Source organism: Streptomyces sp. NBC_00005 (assembly GCF_045160215.1).
Lineage (GTDB): Bacteria > Actinomycetota > Actinomycetes > Streptomycetales > Streptomycetaceae > Streptomyces.
On the sequence record NZ_CP108316.1, the window covers coordinates 1241167 to 1260425 of the forward strand.

General features: G+C 71.1%; 15 protein-coding genes. All 15 read right to left on the reverse strand.

The genetic code is table 11. From position 1 onward, the window contains the following. Positions 1–3: 3 nt before the first annotated feature. From rfbC to asnB, 15 genes are read right to left on the reverse strand one after another with little or no spacing between them, the layout of a single operon-like run. On the reverse strand, positions 4–555 hold the full coding sequence (gene rfbC / locus OG303_RS06125) for a dTDP-4-dehydrorhamnose 3,5-epimerase (protein WP_405865519.1): 552 nt from the start codon (positions 553–555) through the stop codon (positions 4–6). Then, positions 552–1790: a polysaccharide pyruvyl transferase family protein gene (locus OG303_RS06130; RefSeq protein WP_405865521.1), complete on the reverse strand. Its 1239-nt coding sequence runs from the start codon at positions 1788–1790 to the stop codon at positions 552–554. The genes rfbC and OG303_RS06130 overlap by 4 nt, the downstream gene beginning before the upstream one ends. Beyond that, the gene (locus OG303_RS06135; protein WP_405865523.1) at positions 1787–2734 is read right to left on the reverse strand and encodes a glycosyltransferase family 2 protein; all 948 of its coding nucleotides are present in this window, start codon (positions 2732–2734) and stop codon (positions 1787–1789) included. The genes OG303_RS06130 and OG303_RS06135 overlap by 4 nt, the downstream gene beginning before the upstream one ends. Beyond that, entirely contained in the window at positions 2731–4038 is a 1308-nt protein-coding gene (locus tag OG303_RS06140) for a hypothetical protein (protein ID WP_405865525.1), read from the reverse strand. Before OG303_RS06140 ends, OG303_RS06135 begins: the two co-directional genes overlap by 4 nt. After that, complete coding sequence (locus OG303_RS06145; protein ID WP_405865527.1) at positions 4035–5309, reverse strand: DUF4910 domain-containing protein; 1275 nt, start codon at positions 5307–5309, stop codon at positions 4035–4037. Before OG303_RS06145 ends, OG303_RS06140 begins: the two co-directional genes overlap by 4 nt. After that, on the reverse strand, positions 5306–6340 hold the full coding sequence (locus OG303_RS06150; protein WP_405865529.1) for an NAD-dependent epimerase/dehydratase family protein: 1035 nt from the start codon (positions 6338–6340) through the stop codon (positions 5306–5308). The genes OG303_RS06145 and OG303_RS06150 overlap by 4 nt, the downstream gene beginning before the upstream one ends. Positions 6341–6343: 3 nt before the next feature. Beyond that, the gene (locus OG303_RS06155) at positions 6344–6994 is read right to left on the reverse strand and encodes a PIG-L deacetylase family protein (RefSeq protein ID WP_405865531.1); all 651 of its coding nucleotides are present in this window, start codon (positions 6992–6994) and stop codon (positions 6344–6346) included. Next, positions 6991–7785, reverse strand: coding sequence for a sugar phosphate nucleotidyltransferase (locus OG303_RS06160; protein ID WP_405865533.1), 795 nt, complete (start codon positions 7783–7785; stop codon positions 6991–6993). Before OG303_RS06160 ends, OG303_RS06155 begins: the two co-directional genes overlap by 4 nt. After that, entirely contained in the window at positions 7782–9017 is a 1236-nt protein-coding gene (locus OG303_RS06165) for a methyltransferase domain-containing protein (RefSeq protein ID WP_405865535.1), read from the reverse strand. Before OG303_RS06165 ends, OG303_RS06160 begins: the two co-directional genes overlap by 4 nt. Then, positions 9014–10255 (reverse strand): glycosyltransferase, encoded by a 1242-nt coding sequence (locus OG303_RS06170; RefSeq protein ID WP_405865537.1) that lies wholly within the window; start codon positions 10253–10255, stop codon positions 9014–9016. Before OG303_RS06170 ends, OG303_RS06165 begins: the two co-directional genes overlap by 4 nt. Positions 10256–10257: 2 nt before the next feature. Further along, positions 10258–11562 (reverse strand): O-antigen ligase domain-containing protein, encoded by a 1305-nt coding sequence (locus tag OG303_RS06175; protein ID WP_405865538.1) that lies wholly within the window; start codon positions 11560–11562, stop codon positions 10258–10260. A gap of 1 nt (position 11563) precedes the next feature. Beyond that, positions 11564–13105 (reverse strand): right-handed parallel beta-helix repeat-containing protein, encoded by a 1542-nt coding sequence (locus OG303_RS06180; RefSeq protein ID WP_405865540.1) that lies wholly within the window; start codon positions 13103–13105, stop codon positions 11564–11566. An 8-nt stretch (positions 13106–13113) separates the two neighbouring features. Continuing rightward, entirely contained in the window at positions 13114–15075 is a 1962-nt protein-coding gene (locus OG303_RS06185) for an alginate lyase family protein (RefSeq protein ID WP_405865542.1), read from the reverse strand. Beyond that, complete coding sequence (locus OG303_RS06190) at positions 15072–17276, reverse strand: bi-domain-containing oxidoreductase (protein WP_405865543.1); 2205 nt, start codon at positions 17274–17276, stop codon at positions 15072–15074. The genes OG303_RS06185 and OG303_RS06190 overlap by 4 nt, the downstream gene beginning before the upstream one ends. A gap of 47 nt (positions 17277–17323) precedes the next feature. Beyond that, complete coding sequence (asnB, locus tag OG303_RS06195) at positions 17324–19258, reverse strand: asparagine synthase (glutamine-hydrolyzing) (RefSeq protein ID WP_405865545.1); 1935 nt, start codon at positions 19256–19258, stop codon at positions 17324–17326. Between the last annotated feature and the right edge of the window lies 1 nt (position 19259).

Sequence of the window (19259 nt, forward strand, 5' to 3'; positions counted from 1 at the left end):
ACTTCAGCTCTCTTTCTGCTTCAGGACCTCGGCGAGGCTCGGCGCCTCCCGGTCCCGCTGGGACATCGATGTGGCCGGCAGCGGCCAGGGAATGGCGAGCTCCGGGTCGTCGAAGGCGATCGTGACGTCCTCGGCCGGATCGTGCGGGCGGTCGATCCGGTACGAGGTGTCGGCGGTCTCGGTCAGCGCCTGGAAGCCGTGCGCGCAGCCCGCCGGGATGTACAGGGTCGTCTGTGTCTCGCCGGACAGCTCGAAGAAGGCCCGGTTGCGGTAGGTCGGCGAGTCCGTCCGCAGGTCCACGACGACGTCGAAGATCCTCCCGTACGAGCACCGCACCAGCTTGGCCTCGCCGGCGCCGGAGCGCAGGTGCAGGCCGCGCAGCACACCCCGGACCGAGCGGGACACGCTGTCCTGAATGAAGGCGTTCGGGTCGAGGCCCACCGAGCGGACCACGTCGGCGTCGAAGGTGCGGCAGAAGAAGCCGCGTTCGTCGGCGTACGGCGTCGGCTCGAACAGGTACGCGCCGGCGATCTCCGGGACTGCGGTCGCTTTCATGGAGCCTCCTGCCGAGCGTGGGCGTGGGGGTGGTCGGTCGCCGGGAACAGGGCCGCGGTCAAGGCGGTGAACTGGTGCTCGAGTTGCCGGGCGACGGCCTGGTTCCGCTCGATGAGTGTCTGCCGCAGCTCGGCCGATCGCTTCTCCAGCGCCCGGAACTGCTCGAGCAGCCGGTCGGCGTCGACCTCGCCCGCCGGGTGGCAGTACGCGCCGAGCCCCATCTGTGCCATGAGCGCGTCGCTCTTCGCCGCATAGCTGAGGGCGAGCACAGGCGTACCGGTCTTCAGCGCGCAGATCAGGTTGTGGTACCGGACTGCCACCACGGTGTCGGCGGCCGCCATCTCCTTCATCAGGTCGGCCAGTGAGGCCGGTTCGGCGGCAGTGACCAGCGGTGAGTCAACCGCGTCGAGGATCGCGGCGACCACCGAGGCATCGCACTCGTCGCCGGTGAGCAGCCGGACCGGCCTGCCCTCCTCGACCAGCGTGCGGACGAACCGGATCGTCCCGCCGAGGTAACGCCGGTAGATCTCATCGGCCCGGGCGCGGTCGTCGTTGCCGCCATGGAAGTCCATGACGCCGACGCAGACCGGGCCCGGCGGGCCCGAGGGCGCGCTCGCCGGCGGTATCGGCAGGGAGAACGCGAGGTCCGGGTAGACCTCGTCGCGCGCTGTGTCCACGCCCATCGCCCGCATCGCGTCGCGGGATTGCGCGTCCCGGTAGGACCGGTAGGTGGCCAGCCGCGCCGACCAGCGCACCAGGGCCCGGGTCGGCCGGTTGCCGATCGTCGCGGCGCCGACGCTGACCAGCGCCACCCGGGTACGCAGCAGCCGGCCACTCGCGCAGAGCAGGAACAGCGAGTACGGGAAGCCCCACGGCCGCAGCGGCAGCGTGGCCTCCAGGACGCCCATGCCCGGGACGATCACCACGTCGTGCCGGCGCACCCAGGCGGCGGTGCGGACAACGTCGACGAGTTTGCCCAGACCCTTCCCGGCGATCGCGCCCGCACGCGACGCGGTCCGGTATTCCCCGCGGTACCAGTGCAGCCGCGTCGCGGGGATCCCGTACCGGGTCGTCACGGCCTCGGGCCCGCCGCACAGCGCGTCCACGACCGCCCCCGGGTGTTCGGCGCGGAGGTACCCGAGGACGGCCTCGAGCGACCCGTCGTTGCCGAGGTTGCCGGAGCCGAGCAGGCCGAACACCCCGACTCGCACCGGAGTTTCGTCCGCGGACGTCATGCCTGCCTCCCCTCACGGCCGGCGACAAGGGCGTCCACGGAGACCGTGAGCCGGGCCGGGTCGACCGGGGCGCGGTCCTCGACCCGCTCGCCGGCGCCCGGCCGGACCCGGCTGGTCATCCACGCTGCCAGGTGGCGGTAGCACGCGCGCCGGTCGGCCGGGGACAGCGGCGCCCGCCGGATCGCCGAGGCGAAGCCCCAGACGTACTCGGCGAGCAGCCGGGGCGTCGGGTGCAGCGGGCCGGCCCGGCGCGGGTCCAGGTTGACGCACCGGGAGCGCTTGGACGGGTTCGCCCGCTCGGCGCGGGTGGGGTGGTCGCGGCGGAAGTACAGCAGCTCCGGCACCTGGTGGAAGGGCCCGTGCAGGGTGATCTCGGCGACGTACGTGCGGTCCGCGTGGTGGTAGCTGTCCATCGGTTTCACCCGGCGCAGCATGTCGGTCCGCATCACGCCGTAGAAGTCGTCGCCGCCCGGCTCGAACAGCAGACTGCGGAAGCGGTCCGGCGCGTGCGGGGAGTCGGTGGCGAGCGTGTACTCGTAGGGGACCTTCACCTGGCCGTCGCCGTCGATGACCGCCTGGCCGGTGTGCGCGAGGATCATGTCCGGCCGCTCGTCCAGCGCCTCGACGCAGCGCCGCAGCAGGTCCCGGCCGTAAAGGTCGTCGTGCGAGGCCCACTTGAACAGCTCGCCGCGGGACTCGGCCAGCACATGGTTGTGGTTCGGCGTGGCGCCGATGTTCCGGGGCAGCCGGAGGTACCGGATGCGCGAGTCCTTCGCGGCGTACTGGCGGCAGATCTCCTGGGTCCCGTCGGTCGAGGCGTTGTCGGAGATGAGCAGCTCGAAGTCCTCGTAGGTCTGTCCGAGCAGGGCGTCGAGCGACTCGGCCAGGTACTCCTCGCCGTTGTACACGGGCAGGCCGATGCTCAGCCTGGGTCGGTCGGTCATGAGGTCCTCGCTTCGGGGATGGGATTGCGGTGGCGCTCGCGCAGGGCGGACCGCAGTTGCAGCCACCACACGGCCGAGCCGCTGACGGTCGCGGCGGCGACGCCCCAGGCCGAGCCGACCGTGCCGCCGACGGCCGCACCGCCGAGCCCGCCGCCGACATAGCAGGCGGAGGCGAACAGCTGGCAGCGCAGGCTGCGCCGGGCCGCGCCGAGCGCGCGCAGCCCGGCCGCCGCGCCGGTGCCGAGGCCCGCGCCCGCGACGCTGAAGGTGATCGGCACGATGAGCTGCGAAGCGGAGTGCCAGACGCCGCCGAGCACGAGCTCGCCGAACCGGCCGGGCGTCAACAGCAGTGCCGCGCCCCAGAGGAGCGCGCCGGCGGCCTGCCCGCCGCCAAGGAGGAGGCAGAACTTCCCGAGCTGCTGCGGGGCCTGCCGCAGCACCCGTGCCGCCTCCGGGACGGTGACCAGGGAAAGGCCCATGAGCACCGCCAGGAACGGGCCCATCAGGAGCTCGGCGCCCCGCACCGCACCCACCGCGCCGATCCCGACGATCGCGCCGAGCCCGTACGCCCGCAGCTGGCTCGCGCCACTGAGGCTGACGTTCTCGACCAGGTACCGGTAGCCGAGATCGCGCTGCTCGCGAAGCCACCCGCGTGCCTCGGTCATCCGGGGCCGGATGCCGGACTGGACGCAGCCGTACCCCGCCGCCACCGTGGCGGACGCGCCCCAGGCGAGCACGAAGGCGGCCACGGTGCCCACATGGGCCGCCACCACCATGGCCGGAACGAGTGCGATGCCCCACACGACGTCGTTGACGAACGCCTTCCGCCCGTTGCCGGCGGCGAAGAACGAGAACCGCCAGGCGTCCTGGAGCAGCAGCCCCGGCAGCATGACACCGAGGGCGGCGAAGGCGGGCCCGACCCGGCCGCCGAGGCCGAGTCCGGCCGCCAGACACACCACTCCGAGGGCCGTACCGACGCCGAGCGCGGTACCCGTCGAACGGGCCACCGCCCCGCGCCAAGACGACTCCGGCACGCCGCTGAAGCGCACGACGAGCGGGTCGGTGGCAAGGCCTCGGGAGACGTTGAGCACCACGCCGTAGGTCACCCAGGCGAGGCTGAACACGCCGAACGCGGTGACCCCCAGCGAGCGGGCCACATAGATGCCCACCGCGAAGTTGCTGATGCTGGAGGCCGCCTGGTCTGCCAGTCCCCAGGACAGCCGGCCGACGAGGGCCCGCCGGGCGGATCCGGCCGGTGACGCCGTTGTCTGCGGTTTCTCCCCCTCGATGGTCATCGGCGTCATGCCTTGATCAGATCGGCGCCGCACAGGGCGTCGGCCGCGACGTCGACGGTGTCGAACGGCAGTCCGGACCGCTCGGCGACGTCCAGCAGACTGTGCTCGCCGTCGGAGAGGCTGAGCACCCAGAGCATGGCCATCTGGGCCTGCTTGGTGTCGCTGCGGCCGCCGAGCGCGTCGTACAACCCACGTCGGCCCAGCTGTGGTTCGCCGTAGGGGCTGAGGTTGACGTACCGCCGGTTGCGGTCGAGCAGGGCGAATGCCTCGCGGCAGACCGCAAGGGTGTCAGCCATCGCCTCTGGGGAGACGAAGTCCGGGTTGTCGGCCGAGGTGTGGTACTCGGGGTACCCGGCGTAGGGGGTCCGGCTGAGCGAGCCCACGCCGAGATCGAACCCGGGCGAGCAGTACTGCCGCTCGTCGTAGCCGTACGGAGTGAACTCGGTGACGTGGTGCGGGCGTTCGGAGGCGGCCAGCACGTGCCGCAGCACCCGGTCGATCTCCGCGTCGCCGCGTCTGCTCTGCTTGTACGTCAGTTGGCCCGCGTCGCCGGCGCAGGCCAGCACGAGCCCGTGCTTGACCCGCTCGATCCGCTCCGCGTTGCGGGCCAGCCAGGTGATCGCCCCGATGGTGCCGGGCGCGTAGATGAACCGGTAGGTGTAGTACGGCGTTTCCTGCGCGAGCGCGCGGGCCAGGAACGTCGCCACCGCGATGCCGGCCAGGTTGTCGTTGGCCAGCGACGGGTGGCAGGTGTGGCAGGAGACGATCACCTCGTCGGCGACCTGCCCGGGGACCACGTGCTCGGCGTAGGTGAGGTGGCCGTCGGCGAGTGTGGAGTCGATGCGCACCTCGTACTCGCCGTCCGGCAGCGCGTCCAGGGTCTCCTGTGCCAGGCAGAACCCCCATTCCGGCTGGTAGTAACTGGTGCGGTACGGCACCCAGTTCGGGTGGTCCGGCAGGGTGTGCAGGTGGTCGCGCAGCTCGGCCAGCGGCATGGTCTTCGACACCGGCACGCTGTAGCCGAGCACGTGCAGGCTGGACGCGGCGAAGTCGACGACCCGGTTGCCGGCCGAGTCGGCGACGTACGCGTCCCGGATGTTCCACTCCTGCGGCACCGTCCAGTCGAGGACCTGAGTCCCCGTCGGTACCTCGTGCACCTGCAGCGGGACGTACTCGTTGACGATGTCCAGGGTGGCGCGCACACCGTCGCCGGTGATGCTCCGGCAGAGCGGATACAACCGCTCCACCAGCTCGTGCATCTGCGCGCCGGCCGAGGTCATCGGCTCCACCGAAGGGTGTCGTCGACGGCGCCGGCCTCGGACGCCGCGCGCAGCACGGCGAGGCGGGTGAAGCGTCGCTCGAAGTCCTCCCTGGTCAGATCGAACTTCCGGTAGGCGTCGGCGAGTTCGAGCGCGCCCTGCTTCACCGTCCACTCGCAGTCGAAGCCGGGGATCGCGGCGCGGAAGCGGGAGAAGTCCACCCGGTACGAGCGCGGATCGGCACCGGTCTCCCCGGTGATCACCACCTTCGAGCCGGTCACCGCCTCGGCGACCTGCTCGGCGATCTCGGCGACCGTGACGTTGTTGATCTCGCTGCCGATGTTGAACGCCCGGTCGTGCACCGCCTCGCGCGGCGCGGTCAGCGCGGCCGTGAAGGCCCGTGCGATGTCGCCGGCGTGCACCAGCGGGCGCCACGGGGTGCCGTCGGACATCACCAGGACTTCGCCGGACAGCAGCGCGTGACCCACCAGGTTGTTCAGCACGATGTCGGCGCGCAGCCGGGGCGAGAAGCCGAAGGCGGTGGCGTTGCGCATGAACACCGGGGTGAAGTCGTCGTCGGCCAGCGCGTGCAGGTCGTCCTCCACCCGCACCTTGGACTCCGCGTACGGCGTCACCGGGCGCAGGGGGGCGTCCTCGGCCACCAAGTTCGACAAGTCGGGGTCGCCTGCGGCGCCGTAGACCGAGCAGGTGGACGCGTACAGGAAGCGCCGCACTCCGGCGTCACGGGCGAGCCGGGCCAGCCGTACGGAGGCGTGGTGGTTGATGTCGTAGGTGAGGTCCGGCGCCAGCGATCCCAGCGGGTCGTTGGAGAGCGCGGCCAGGTGGATCACGGCGTCCGCCCCGGCCACGTGTTCGGCCGTGACGTCGCGCAGGTCCACCCGGTGCCCGGACGGGTCCGCGGGCGTCGGGCCGAGGACGCAGTCCGCGAACAGGCCGGCGTCGAGACCGACGACCTCGTGCCCGGCGGCCGCGAGGACCGGGGCCATTACCGTGCCCAGGTAGCCCTGGTGTCCGGTCAGTAGTACGCGCAAAGTTCAGTCCCCCAGGTCGAGCGTGAGTTTGGTGACGGCGAACGCCTCGGCGTAGCGGGCGTGGCATTCGATGCCGCGGATCCGGGCGAGACCGAGGAAGGCCTCGCGGTCGTACCAGGGCCGGTGCCGCTGCGAGGGGTAGTGCTCCTGCAGCAGCCGCACCTTCTGTTCGGCGATCTCCGGCGACAGCGGCTGGTACGCCGACGGACGGCCGAGATCGCCGTCCCACTTGACGATCTCGTAGCCGAGCACGAGGTGGTCGCGGAACGCGGTGGGCAGCAGCCGCGCCAGGCCGCGGTGATCCTGGTGCGCGTCATCGGTACGCGGGGCGAGAACCAGGTCCGGCTCGGTCTGCTCGCGCAGCTCCTCGACCGCGGCCTTGGCCTCCTCCCAGTGCGCGGGCATCCGCCCGTCCGGCAGCTTGAGTACGGTCAGCCGCAGGTCGGCGCCCGGGCAGAAGGCGGCGAGCGCGGCCCGCTCCTCCTGCTCCCGGTCGGTGCCGCCGCCGGAGAGCACCAGCGCGTCGATGCGGATACCGGGCTGCGCGCTGCACAGCGTCAGCAGTGTGCCGCCGGCGCCGATGGCGATGTCGTCGCAGTGCGCGCCCACCGCGACGATCCGGTCCAGGCGGCGCCCGGCCCCGAGCCGGATCACGCCCTCACCCCCGCGCCGTCGTGTTCCCACACGGCCCACGGGCGGTCACCGCGGGCGTACGCCTCGTCGAGCGCGGCCCGCTCCTTCACCGTGTCGGTCGGTTTCCAGAAGCCGCGGTGCTGGTGCGCCACCAGCCGTCCCTGCTTGGCCAGTTGGGCACATCCGTCGGCGACCAGGTCGCCGTTCTCCGGTATGTGGTCGAAGACCTCCTGGCGGAGCACGAAGTAGCCGCCGTTCTCCCACAGCGGCAGTTCGCTCACCGCGGTGATGCCCCCCACCAGGCCGTCCTCGCCCAGGTCCACACAGTGGAACGACGACTGCGGCGGCACCACCATCATCGACGCACCGGCGTCGCGCTGAGCGAACTTCTCGATCATCTCCGGCAGCGGGGCGTCGGTGAGCACGTCGGCGTAGTTGGCGAGGAACATCTCGTCGCCGTCGAGGTGGTGGCGCACCCGGCGCAACCGCTCCCCGATCGGTGACTCGATGCCGGTCTGCGCGAAGGTGATCGTCCAGTCGGCTATGTCGGTGGACAGCAGCTCGGTCCGCCCGCCCCGCAGCACGAAGTCGTTGGACGTCGTCTCCTCGTAGTTGAGGAAGAAGTTCTTGATGTGGTGCGCCCCGTACCCGAGGCACAGGATGAACTCCGTGTGCCCGTAGTACGCGTAGTAGCGCATGACGTGCCAGATCAGCGGCCGCGGGCCGACCATCGCCATCGGCTTGGGCATGTCGTCGGAGGTTCCGCTGCGCATCCGCAGTCCGTAACCGCCGCAGAACAGAACGACCTTCATGACTTGACCTCGACAATGCTCAGTTCCGGAATGGGGAAGACCAGTCGGCCGCCCCAGTCGTTGATGAAGGACAGTTGCTCGACCAGCTCGTCCCGCAGGTTCCACGGGAGGACGAGCACGTAGTCCGGTCTGTCGGTGCTGATCTGCTCGGGCGGCAGGATCGGGATGCGGGTGCCCGGGGTGAACCTGCCGTGCTTGTACGGGTTGCGGTCGACCGTGTACGGGAGCAGGTCGGGTCGGATGCCGCAGTGGTTGAGCAGGGTGTTTCCCTTGCCCGGGGCGCCGTAGCCGACGACCGTCTCGCCGCGCTCGGCCGCCTCGATGAGGAACTTCAGGAGGTCCCGGCGGACCTTGGCCACGCGGGCGGAGAACTCGGTGTACCCGGACAGCTCCTGCAGCCCGGCGGCCTTCTCCCGGTCCAGTACGTCGGCCACCCGCCCGCTCGGCTCGCCGGCGACCTCGGCGGGCCGGGCCCACAGCCGGATGGAGCCGCCGTGCGTGGGCAGCAACTCGACGTCCACGAGCGTGAGTCCACCGCTCGCAAGGGCTCGGATCGCCGACGCGACCGTGTAGTACTGGAAGTGCTCGTGGTAGATCGTGTCGTACTGGTTCTCCTCGATCAGGGTCAGCAGGTGCTGCACCTCGATGGAGACCCAGCCGTCGTCGGCGACCAGGGCGCGCAGCCCCTGGGTGAACCCGACGACGTCGGGGATGTGCGCGTACACGTTGTTCGCCACGACCAGGTCCGCCGGGCCGTGTTCGGCGCGGACGGCGGAGCCGGTGTCCGGGGACAGGAACTCCGTGAGCGTGGGAACGCCGGCGTCGCGCGCCGCGGCGCCGACGTTCACCGACGGCTCGATGCCGAGGCAGCGGATCCCCCGGTCCACCACGTGCCTCAGCAGGTACCCGTCGTTGCTCGCGACCTCCACCACGAAGGCGTCGGGGCCGAGACCCACCCGCTGTACGGCGTCGGCGACGAACGTGCGCGCGTGCTCCACCCAGGAGGTCGAGAAGGAGGAGAAGTACGCGTACTCGCTGAACGTCTCCTCCGGCGTGATCAGCGGAGGGATCTGCGCGAGCCAGCAGTCGGTGCAGACCCGCAGGTGCAGCGGGTACGCCGGCTCCGGCTTGTCCAGTTGGTCCGCGGCGAGAAAGCTCTCGCACGGCGGGGTCGCCCCCAGGTCGACGACGCTCGCCAGCGTCGCCGAGCCGCAGAGTCGGCATCGTGTCATCTTCTGTCCCCATCCCCCCTGCTCGCGCGGATGTCCCCGCCGCGAGTCTGTGCTGACCGCCCCGCGATCGCGGTGCGGTACTCCTCCACCAGGCGCTCCAGGCCGACGGCCGGGCTGAACCCCTGCTCGTAACGGCGCCGGGCCGCCTGGCCCATCTCCCGGTTGCGGTCCGCCTCGACCGTGATCCGGCGTATGCATGACGCGAGCGAGGCAACCTCGCCCGGCCGGTGCAGCAGCCCGGTCACCCCGTCCTCGACGAGTTCGACGAAGGCGCCGTGACCGGCGGCGACGGCCGGGACCCCGGCCGCCATCGCCTCGACGACCACCAGGCCGAACGCCTCCAGCCACGTCGAGGGAGCCACCACGGCGACCGACCGCGCGATGGCTTCCCTGCATTGGGCCGTGTCGTACAGGCCGACGTGTCGCACGTCGTCCCGGCCCTCCGCCCAGGCGGTCACCTCTCGCTCCAGCGGTCCCGTGCCGGCGATCACCAGCGGTACGCCCACCCCGCCGGCCGCGGCGATCTCGTCCCACGCGGCCATGAGCAGCCGTACGCCCTTGGCCTGAGCGAGTCGGCCGAGATAGAGCAGATGCTCGCCGTCGCCCGTTCGGCAAGTGCCTGGCTCCGGCACGAAGTTGTGCTTCACCGCCATCCGCTCGGCCGGCATGCCGGCCCCCACCAGGACGTCGCGCTGCGCCGCGGAGATGCAGAAGAACCGCTCCACGCCGGACCACCACCGCCGCCGGTTGACCGACAGGCTGACCGCGAGCGGCACCGTCGCGAGGCGGGAGTTGCGGTAGCAGCCGTGCCGGACGGCGGGCAGCGGCGTCGTCCCCACGCACTCGGTGCACGGCCGGCCGTCCCGCTGCAGGGTGCCGGGCGGGCAGACCTGGGTGTAGTTGTGCAGCGTGGCGACGGCGGGGACGCCGGCGTCGGCGCAGGCGGCAAGGACCGCCGGCGACAGGAGCGGGAAGACGTTGTGGACGTGAACCACGTCCGGCCGCTCGGTGCGCAGCCGGGCGGCGAGTTCCTTGCGGACCGCCGGGTTCCACGGCACGAGGAGCGGCACCGCGACCTTGCCCGGCAGGGACCGTGCGGCGATGGTGTCGCTGCGCCGCTCGAACACCTCGACCCGGTGACCGGCCGCGCGCAGCAGCTCCACCTCCTGGTCGACGACCTTGTTCTCCCCGCTCGGCTGCGCCGAGGCGTAGCGGTTGTGCACTACGAGGACGTGCATGCTCAGGTCATCTCCGATCTCCGGGCCCATCGCGGGATGTGCCGTCGAGGGGCTGCGGGCGTCGGGAGGGGTGTGGCCGCGGCAGGTGCCGCAAGGAGTGAGGCGGCCAGGGCCAGATGCAGCAGATACGGCGAGGCGTCGCCGAGGCCGGCCTCGGTGTACGACGCGATCCCGCAGTAGCTGATCAGGAAGATCGCGCAGGCCCGCTGCAGCGACGGTGGCCGCAGCAACGCGACGCCGCCGAGGACGAGGATGATCGCCGCCACGATGGCGGCGCCGGTCAGACCCTGCTCCTGGTAGACGGCCAGCCAGCTGTTGTCGATCGGCAGCCCGCCGAACGACTTGTCGCCCAGGCCCATGCCGAACAGCTGCTCAGTGGTCGTCCGGGGCGCTGCCAGCAGGGCGTCCCACACCTTGGCCCGGCCGGTGAGGTTGGAGAAGTTCTCCTGGCTCTGCCCGCGCAGGAACCACGCCTGCAGCGCGGAGCTGAACCCCACCGCGGCAACGGTGGCGCACAGCACTGTCCAGGTGAAGAACCGGCGGGCGGCGGCGCTGGTCAGCAGGAGCGAACCGATCGCCAGCACAAGGCCGATGACCAGGCCGAGGGTGGCCGTCCGGGTATGGGTCAGCGCGAGCAGGACGAGCGACGGCACGATGATGACGGCCGCGCTGAGCCTGTCGGTCCGGCGCCCCAGGAGGAGCAGCACGGTGAGCCCGATGATCACCGCGGCGTACTGTCCGATCTGCGGTGGAGTGAGCGGCCACAACGCGCCGACCAGGCGTCCGCCGTAGAGGTCGGGCAGGGCCGCGCCCGGTGAGACGACCAGGCCGGCGGCCACCGACCCGAGCACCGCGAAGTAACTCCGGATGTGGTACCGGACGAACGTCAGGCCACCGTCCCACCAGCGGCTGAGCAGCCACAGCGTGGCGACGAAGACAGCCAGCCGGCCGCAGCGGAACAGCGCGCCGAACCCGGCCTCCATGTCCACGCTGGAGATCACGCTCGGCACGAGCAGCAGGGTGAGCAGGAACACGAAGGCGCTGGCTCGGATGCGCAGCCGGGGATTGACCGCGAGCGCCAGCGCGAACGCGGCGACCAGCGCGCCCATGGTGACCATCTGGATGAGGGAGCGGGGCAGCGGGATGATGGTCTTCGCCCCGGCGGAGCCGAGCGTGTTGAGGACCAGCAACCCCCAGACGATCCCGACGATCTTCGGTGTGCCGGCCGGGCGCGGTTCGGCGTCGGGCAGCGTGACCGTCGTGTTCGCTCCGTCCGACAGCCCACCGCGCCGCAGTGCCCCGCCCATCTCAACCACCGGCCCGTGGGGCGAGGGTGCTGCCCGCGTCCTGCTGGTAGGGCGAGACCTGCCACTCCCCGAAGTCGAGCACCCGGCTCTGGTCTTCGGCGACGAACTTCCACGGTCCGACGTAGACGTTGTCGTGCCAGCGGTTGTGCTGTTTGAGGGTGATCGCCTCGGCCACCCGCTCGCCCTTGTACGGCGACCAGTCCGGATAGGTGCCGTAGTTGGAAAGCACTGCCATTCGGTCGCACTTCTCCGTGCACTTGACGACGGACTTGTCCAGGACGAAGCGGTTGTCGTGGATGTCCACCCGCTGGGTCTTCCACCGGCAGTCGGCGTAGAGCGGCGACTTGGCGATCGCCGGCCGTACACAGCGGTTCGTCTTCTTCACCAGCAACGTGCAGTCACCGGACGAGGTGTTGGCCGGGCTGTTGCAGAACCGGTCGGCGTTCTCCCACAGGGTGATACCGGACCAGTTGTTCTCCAGCACGTTCCCGTAGATCTCGATCTTGTCGGTGCGGGCTTTGATCCGTGGTTCCCCGCCGGACTCGGACAGGTAGACGGTCGCGTACGGGAAGTTGTCGCCGCTCTTGGCTTCCCTGCGGCCCTCGACCCAGTTGTTCCGCCGGATCGTGTTGTTCCGGATGACCGCGTTGTAGCTGGTCTCGTAGATCAGCGCGGCACCGTCGTTGTCCTCGATCACGTTGTTCTCGATGCGGAAGTCGTTGTTGTTGGTGTCCGCCCACAATCCGGTTCCGCGGTTGTCGTGCACCCAATTGCCGCGGATGTCGGCGCCGTTGACGGCCCAGAACTTGATGCCTCCGGTGCAGCCGCAGCCCTTCCGCCGCCGCTCCCAGTCGCCGGTGTTGTTGCCCACGATCTCGTTGCCCTCGACCACCAGGCCGCTGATGGGGCCGTCGGCCTTGTACGCGTTCATGCCGTACTGGCCGTTCTCGCGCAGGCAGTTGGCGCGGACCTGCTGGCGGGCGCCGGCCATCAGCCCCGCGCCGGAGTTGTTCTGGATCGTCGCGTGCTCGATGACCCACCCGTCGGCCGAGTCATGGTTGACCACGCCCTCGTCCGGCGGCGCCACGAAACGTTGCACGGTCAGGTAGCCGATGGTGACCTTGCGGGCGCTGCCGCCGAACGCGTACTGGTTCTTCTTCCCGCCGTCGAGCACCGCGCCCGGCGCACCGAGGTAGCGGTCCCCCTCCTTGGGGATGACCTGGGCGTAACGGTCCGGGTCGAGCCTGTGCCTGCCCGGTCGAAGCCAGAACGTGGTGTTCGGGGGGCTGCTCTTGGTCTTCGCCGCCAGGTCCCCGACCACCGCGGGGTTCACGGTCACCGCACCCGCCGGCGCCTTAGCAGGACCGGCCGCGGGCTTGGCGCACACCCAGGCCACGGCTGTGGACGGCGCATCGGTCGGCTTCGCCCGGGCGCCCGGCTTGTCGGCCCCGGCGCCCGACGTGCTCTCACAGCCGGTCGCCGTCAGCAGGGCCAGCGCCAGCGGTGCCGCCGCCCACGCCCAGTGCCGCCTCTTGATCTGCACTCGCCCCCCTAGCCGCGGAACCTGAGCACGGTGGTGAACTCCCCCAACAGCACAGCGCCGTCGGCGAAGCCCGTGCCGACCAGCGTGATGGCGGGTTCCTTGCGCCCGAAGCCCGCGGAGTACCAGCCCAGTGGCGGGTCGGTCTCGCCGCGATGTGCCCGCCAGCTCAGCTGCCCGGGCAGGTCGAGCACCGCGGAGCGGTCCTCGCCGTCCCTGGTCCAGGTGAGCACCGCCCGATTGCCCGCCAGGTCCGCGGCGATCGCCGGGCCGAGGTGGAACGCCAGCTGCACAGCCTTGCGCGGGCCGCGCACTTCGTCGACCACCCTCAACTCCTGGCTCTCCGCGGTCAGTTCCACCCGGCGCCGGTGCACGGAGCCCTGGTAGCCGTCGTGTTCGGCACTCCAGCGGGCTGTGTCCGCGGCCAGGACGCGGCTGCGGGCGTGCCGGGTCCACAGGAACGGGCCACCGGAGACGGACTGGTCACTGCCGTCCAGCTGCAGGGTGTTGTGGCCGAGGGTCGACCGGAAGTACTGCCGCCACACCGGTTGCCCGTGGTAGCAGTACGTTCCCGGGTCGGCGAGCACGTCGACCCCGTCGTGCCGGACCTCCACGGACAGCGCGTCCGCGTGGGCATGCGCGGCGATGGACAGGAACCCGTGCGGACCACCGTCGCAGCGGCACCAGATCTCCTCCGGCCCGCGCAGGATGGTCATGCCCGCGTCGGCGAAGTGGGCCGGTCGGCTTGCCGGGCGGGTCACGGCCGGTGCGGTTTCCTTTTTCGAGTACGGCCGGATGAGCGCGGCAAGGAGCGGGGTGCGCACGTCGGTGCCGGTCACCGCCGGCCACCAGTCGAGCCGGCCGAACACGGCGTCCCCGGTGGCCAGCAGCGAGGCCCAGCGGTCGGTGCCCGCGCCGTCCACGATCAGACCGTGCCCGTCGTCCGCGTCGCCCTGGCGCGGCGGCCGCAGCCGGTTGTCCACGACGGCCGCGAGCGCGTCGGTCATGCGCAGCAGCACCAGCCGGATGGACGCGGGGACCGGCACGTCTGCGGCATCCGCCTCGGCCACCGCGGCCAGGCCGAGCTCCAGTACGAGTCCGTGGTACTCGGTGGCCAGTTCGCGGTTGAGGCCGGAGTCGAAGGTGTTGCTGTGCAGATGCTGCTCCAGCGACCGCAGCGCGCCGGCCCGCCAACGCGCCGAGGAGGGGAACCAGTTGAACGCGCAGGCCGCGGCGAACTGCCCGGCGGCCTCGGCGACGATGTGGTTGTTGGCCGAGGATCCCCGGCTGGGGAAGGCGGCCAGCCAGCGCTGGTGGTGCCAGATCTGGTTCTGCGCCACCGGGTTGTCCTCGAACAGGTCTGCCGCGCCCGGCCAGCCGTCGAGCAGCCGGCGGATCCAGACCCAGGACAGCAGCCGGATGCCCAGTTCGATGCCGCTGATCCAGTGCACGCCGCGCAGCGGTGGGTTGGCCTTCCACCACGACCGCAGGTGCTCGGCCACGCGCTCGGCGTACCGCTCGTTCCCGGTGATCGCGTAGGCGGCGGCAAGCACGGTGAGGTACTGGTGCCGGGACAGCTCCCAGATCTGCTTGATGTCCCCGACCGCGTCCTCGTTCCGGTACGGCACGTCGAAGGCGTAGCCCCACGGAGCCCGGCGCCCGGTCTTCGGGTCGCACCACCAGTCCGGGTCGACCAGGTCGTCGCGGACCACCCCGAAGTTCTCGACGTGCCCGTGCATCAACCGGTCCGCCTCGGCGATGAGCCGTTTCGCGGCGTCCGGAGGTACGGCGGCGACTGTCCCGGCGGGCAGTACCGCGGTGAACCGGGCGTCGGTCGGCCGCGGGCAGTCCGGTCGCGCCGACCGCCACCGCCGTCTGCGCACCGCGTCGCCCACCCGGCCGCCGACCTCCCGCGGTCCCATCCGGGACAGCCGCCGCAGGTACCAGCCCGGACTCCCCGAGTTCACAGTCATCGCGCCCGCTCCAGCGTCACCGGCGCGCCGGCGGCCAGGCCGGCCTGCACGGCGAGGGTGGCCGACGTGGTGGCGACCAGCGACTCCAGCGGCACCGGCATCGGCCCGCCAGTCCGCACGGCCTTGATGAACGCGGCCAGTTCGGCGTTCTGGCCCTTGTCCCGGGCCTTGGGCAGCCGCGAACTGACCCACTTCTTGGGGCCGCCCCCTCCTTCTACAAACAGCGACGCACGGACGAAGTCGTCGAGCCGCAGCACCTTGCCGTCCGCTACCAGGTCCAGCGTCTCCTTGGGGAAGCCGGACGCCCCGGTGGTGACGTAGCTGATGGTGGCGGTGGACCCGTCCGGGTAGCGCAGGACGACCTGCAGGTCCTCGTTGCCCGACGTGGCGACGGCATACACCGAGACCGGGTCGGCCTCGAGCAGCCAGCTCGCCGTGTCGATGAAGTGTCCGCCCTCGCCGGCGAACCGCGAGCCCTCGGTGCCCTGTTGGAGGTACCAGCTGCCGTGCTGCAGCCGACCCGCGTTGACCAGGTAGCGCAGGCTGGCCGGACCGGTCCGGGCGCCGAACCGTTTCCTGGCCTCCTGCAGCAGCGGCGCGAACCGGCGGTTGAAGCCCACCTGCAGCCGGTCGTTTCCGGACTCCTCCACCGCTGCGAGCACGCCGGCCAGTTCGTCCTCGGTGAGCGCGAGGGGCTTCTCCACGAACACCGTCTTGCCGGCGAGGAGCGCTCTGCGGGTCAGTTCGGCGTGCGAGCTGTGCCGGGTGACCACGAACACCGCGTCGATGGACTTGTCGCCGAGCACGGCGTCGAGGTCGGTGGTCGCCTCGGCGAAGCCGAACTTCCGCTGTGCGTTGGCCGCGGACAGCGCAGTCGTGGTGACGACGGTCGACAGCTCGACGCCGTCGCGCTGTGCCAGGTGCGGCAGCAGCATCGACGTCGCGTAGTTACCCGCGCCGACGAACGCCAACCGCACCGGTGCCTTGGCGGACCGGGCCGGGGTGGAGGCTGTGCCGCTGCGTCGCACCGCGGGCACTGCGACCGCCGGTGCCTCCGCTTCCCCCGCTTCCTCTTTCTGCTCGGGGTACCGGAACAGCACGGCCACGGCCTTCAACTCGCCGTCCTTCAGGCGCTGGTACGTCTCGACCGCGTCATCGAAGTCGGCGATGTGGGAGACCAGGGGCTCCACGTCGACGCGGCCGCGGGCGAGGAGATCGAGGAAGCACGCCAGGTTGCGGCGCTCGGTCCAGCGCACGTAGCCGATCGGGTAGTCCCGGCCCTCGAGCTCGTACTCCGGGTCGTAGCGCCCGGGGCCGTAACTGCGCGAGAACCGGACGTCGAGCTCCTTCTCGTAGTACGCGTTCCACGGCAGGTCCAGGCGGCACTTGCCGATGTCGACGACCCGGCCGCGGTCCCGGCAGAGCCGGGCTGCCAGCTCGACGGGCTGGTTGCTGCCGCCGCCGGCGGCCAGGTACACCTGGTCCACGCCGTGACCGCCGGTGAGTTCGGCGACGGCGGCTTCCACGGCCGGGGACGCCGGATTGCCGCAGGCCACGGCGCCCAGGCGCTCGGCGAGCTCGCAGCGCACCGGGTCGGGGTCGGCCCCGACGACGCGCACTCCCGAGGCGACGAGCAGCTGCACCACCAGCTGCCCGATCAGGCCGAGGCCGATGACCAGGGCCACTTCGCCGAGTTGCGGCTCGCCTTGGCGGACGCCCTGCATCGCGATCGACCCGACGGTGCCGAAGGCCGCGTGCCGCGGCGCGAGGCCGTCCGGCACCGGGGCGTAGAGGTTCTTCGGCACCCAGTTCAGCTCGGCGTGCAGCGCGTGCTCGTTACCGGCGCAGGCCACGAGGTCGCCGACCTTCACATCGTCGATCCCGGCGCCGACCTGCTCGACGACCCCGCACAGCGAGTAGCCCAGCGGCGTGTAGGAGTCCAGCTTGCCCATCACCTTGCGGTAGGTGGCAGGCACCCCGTTGGTGGCCACGCTCTGCATGACCTTGGCCACCTGGTCAGGGCGGGAGCGGGCCTTGCCCAGCATCGACATGCCGGCCTCGGACACCTTCATGAGCTCGGTCCCGGTGGATATCAGCGAGTAGGCGGTGCGGACCAGCACACCGCCCGGCTTGCACCCCGGCACCGGAACGTCGAGCACCGCCAGCTCGCCGCTCTTGTAGTTCTGTACAACCTGCTTCACCCGAAGTCCCCTTGTTTCTCAGCCGTCTTCGCCGTCTTCGCCGTCTTCTACGCCGCCGAGCGAGTGCTCCGGCCGGACCCGGAGGTCGCGTCGCGATACCAGTACTCGAGGGTCAGCACATGCCACAGATGCTTGGAGAAGTCCCGCTGCCCGGCGGCGTCCTCGGCGACCATGCGCGCCAGCGCGTCGCGGCGCAGGAGCCCGGAGTTGACGAGCACACCGTCGTTCACCACCTCGCGCACCAGCGGTGCCAGATCCCGGCTCATCCAGGCCCGCAACGGTGCGCTGAACAGGCCCTTGGGCCGGTACACGATCTCCCGGGGCAGGATCGAGGTGGCCGCCTCCTTGAGGACGGCCTTGCCCTGTCGTCCGACGATCTTGCGATCGCCCGGCACGGCGAACGCCGCCTTGACCACCTCGACGTCCACGTACGGCACCCGCACCTCGGTCGAGGCGGCCATGCTGGAGCGGTCCGTGTAGGCGAGGTTGAGTCCCGGCAGGAACATCCGGGCGTCAGCCAGGCACATCCGGTTGACGAAGTCGTCGAGGTCGTTGTCCTCGTAGACGTCCGCATGCTCGGTCAGCACGTCCTCGACCGTCCCGGCCAGGTCCGGATCGATCAGGGCGAGCAGCTCGTCCTGGTCGTACATGGTGTAGCTGCGCCGGAACGCGGTCTCCTCCGGCAGGTCGGCGAAGGAGAGGAACCGCTTCGCGAAGCGCACCGACCGGTACCCCCGGCGGGCCGTGGCGACCGGCAGCCGGTCCACGGCCCTGGACACCCCGCGCCGCAGGGGCCGCGGGATGCGCTGGTAGCGCAGCGCGATCAGGTTGGCCAGGTGCTTTCGGTAACCGGCGAACAGCTCGTCGGCACCCATCCCCGAGAGCATCACCTTGACCCCGGCCTCCCGGGCGGCCTGGCAGATCAGGAACGTGTTGATCGCGGCCGGGTCGCCGATCGGCTCGTCCAGGTGGTACGTCATCTGCGGCAGCAGGTCGAGCACGTTCGGCGCGATCTCGATCTCGTGCAGGTCGACGCCGAACCGCTCGGCCACCTGCCGGGCATAGCGCAGGTCGTCCGGCATCGCCTCGAACTTGGCGTCCTCGGCGCGGAATCCGATCGTGTAGGCGGAGATCCCGGGCTGGTGGCGGGCCGCAAGCGCGGTCAGATAGCTGGAGTCGAGACCGCCGGAGAGGAAGGTCGCCACGGGTACGTCGGACAGCAGGTGCTGCCGGGTCGACTCCTCGACGATGGCGGCCAGGTCCGGCTGCTCGCCGCTGCGGGCCCGCTCCCGGCCCTCGGCGGCGACGTCCTTCAGGTTCCAGTACCGGCCGCGCTCCACCCGGCCGTCGGGCCGGCACCTGAGCCAGCTCCCCGGCGGCAGCTTCTCCGCTTCGCGGAACGCACAGCGGGAGTCCGGCACCCAGTAGTACAGCAGCGAGGCCACCAGCGCCGCATGGTCCACTTCCAGCGATCCACCGGTCACGGCGGCGAGCGCCTTGAGCTCGGAGGCGAACACCAGACCCTCGCCGCGCCGGAGCAGGAACAGCGGTTTGATGCCCAACTGGTCGCGGGCGAGCACCAGTTCACCGGTTCGCTCGTCGAAGATCCCGAACGCGAACATGCCGCGCAGCCGGGGCAGGCAGTCGGTGCCCCAGCGCCGCCAGGCCTCAAGGAGCACCTCGGTGTCGGAGGTACCGCGGAAGCGCACGCCGGCGGCTGCCAGTTCGGCACGGAGCTCGGGCGCGTTGTACAGCTCGCCGTTGTACGTCAGGGCGAGGCCGCCCGAGACCATCGGCTGGGCGCCGGTCTCGGACAGGTCGATGATGCTCAACCGGCGGTGCCCGAGGTGCACTTCGCCGTCACCGGCGGGGTGCCCGTACCGGCCCGCCCCGTCCGGACCGCGGTGGGCGAGGGTCTCGGTGAGCCGGTCGGTCACGACCTTTCCGTCCGGCCATCGGTAAGTGCCTGCGATGCCACACATG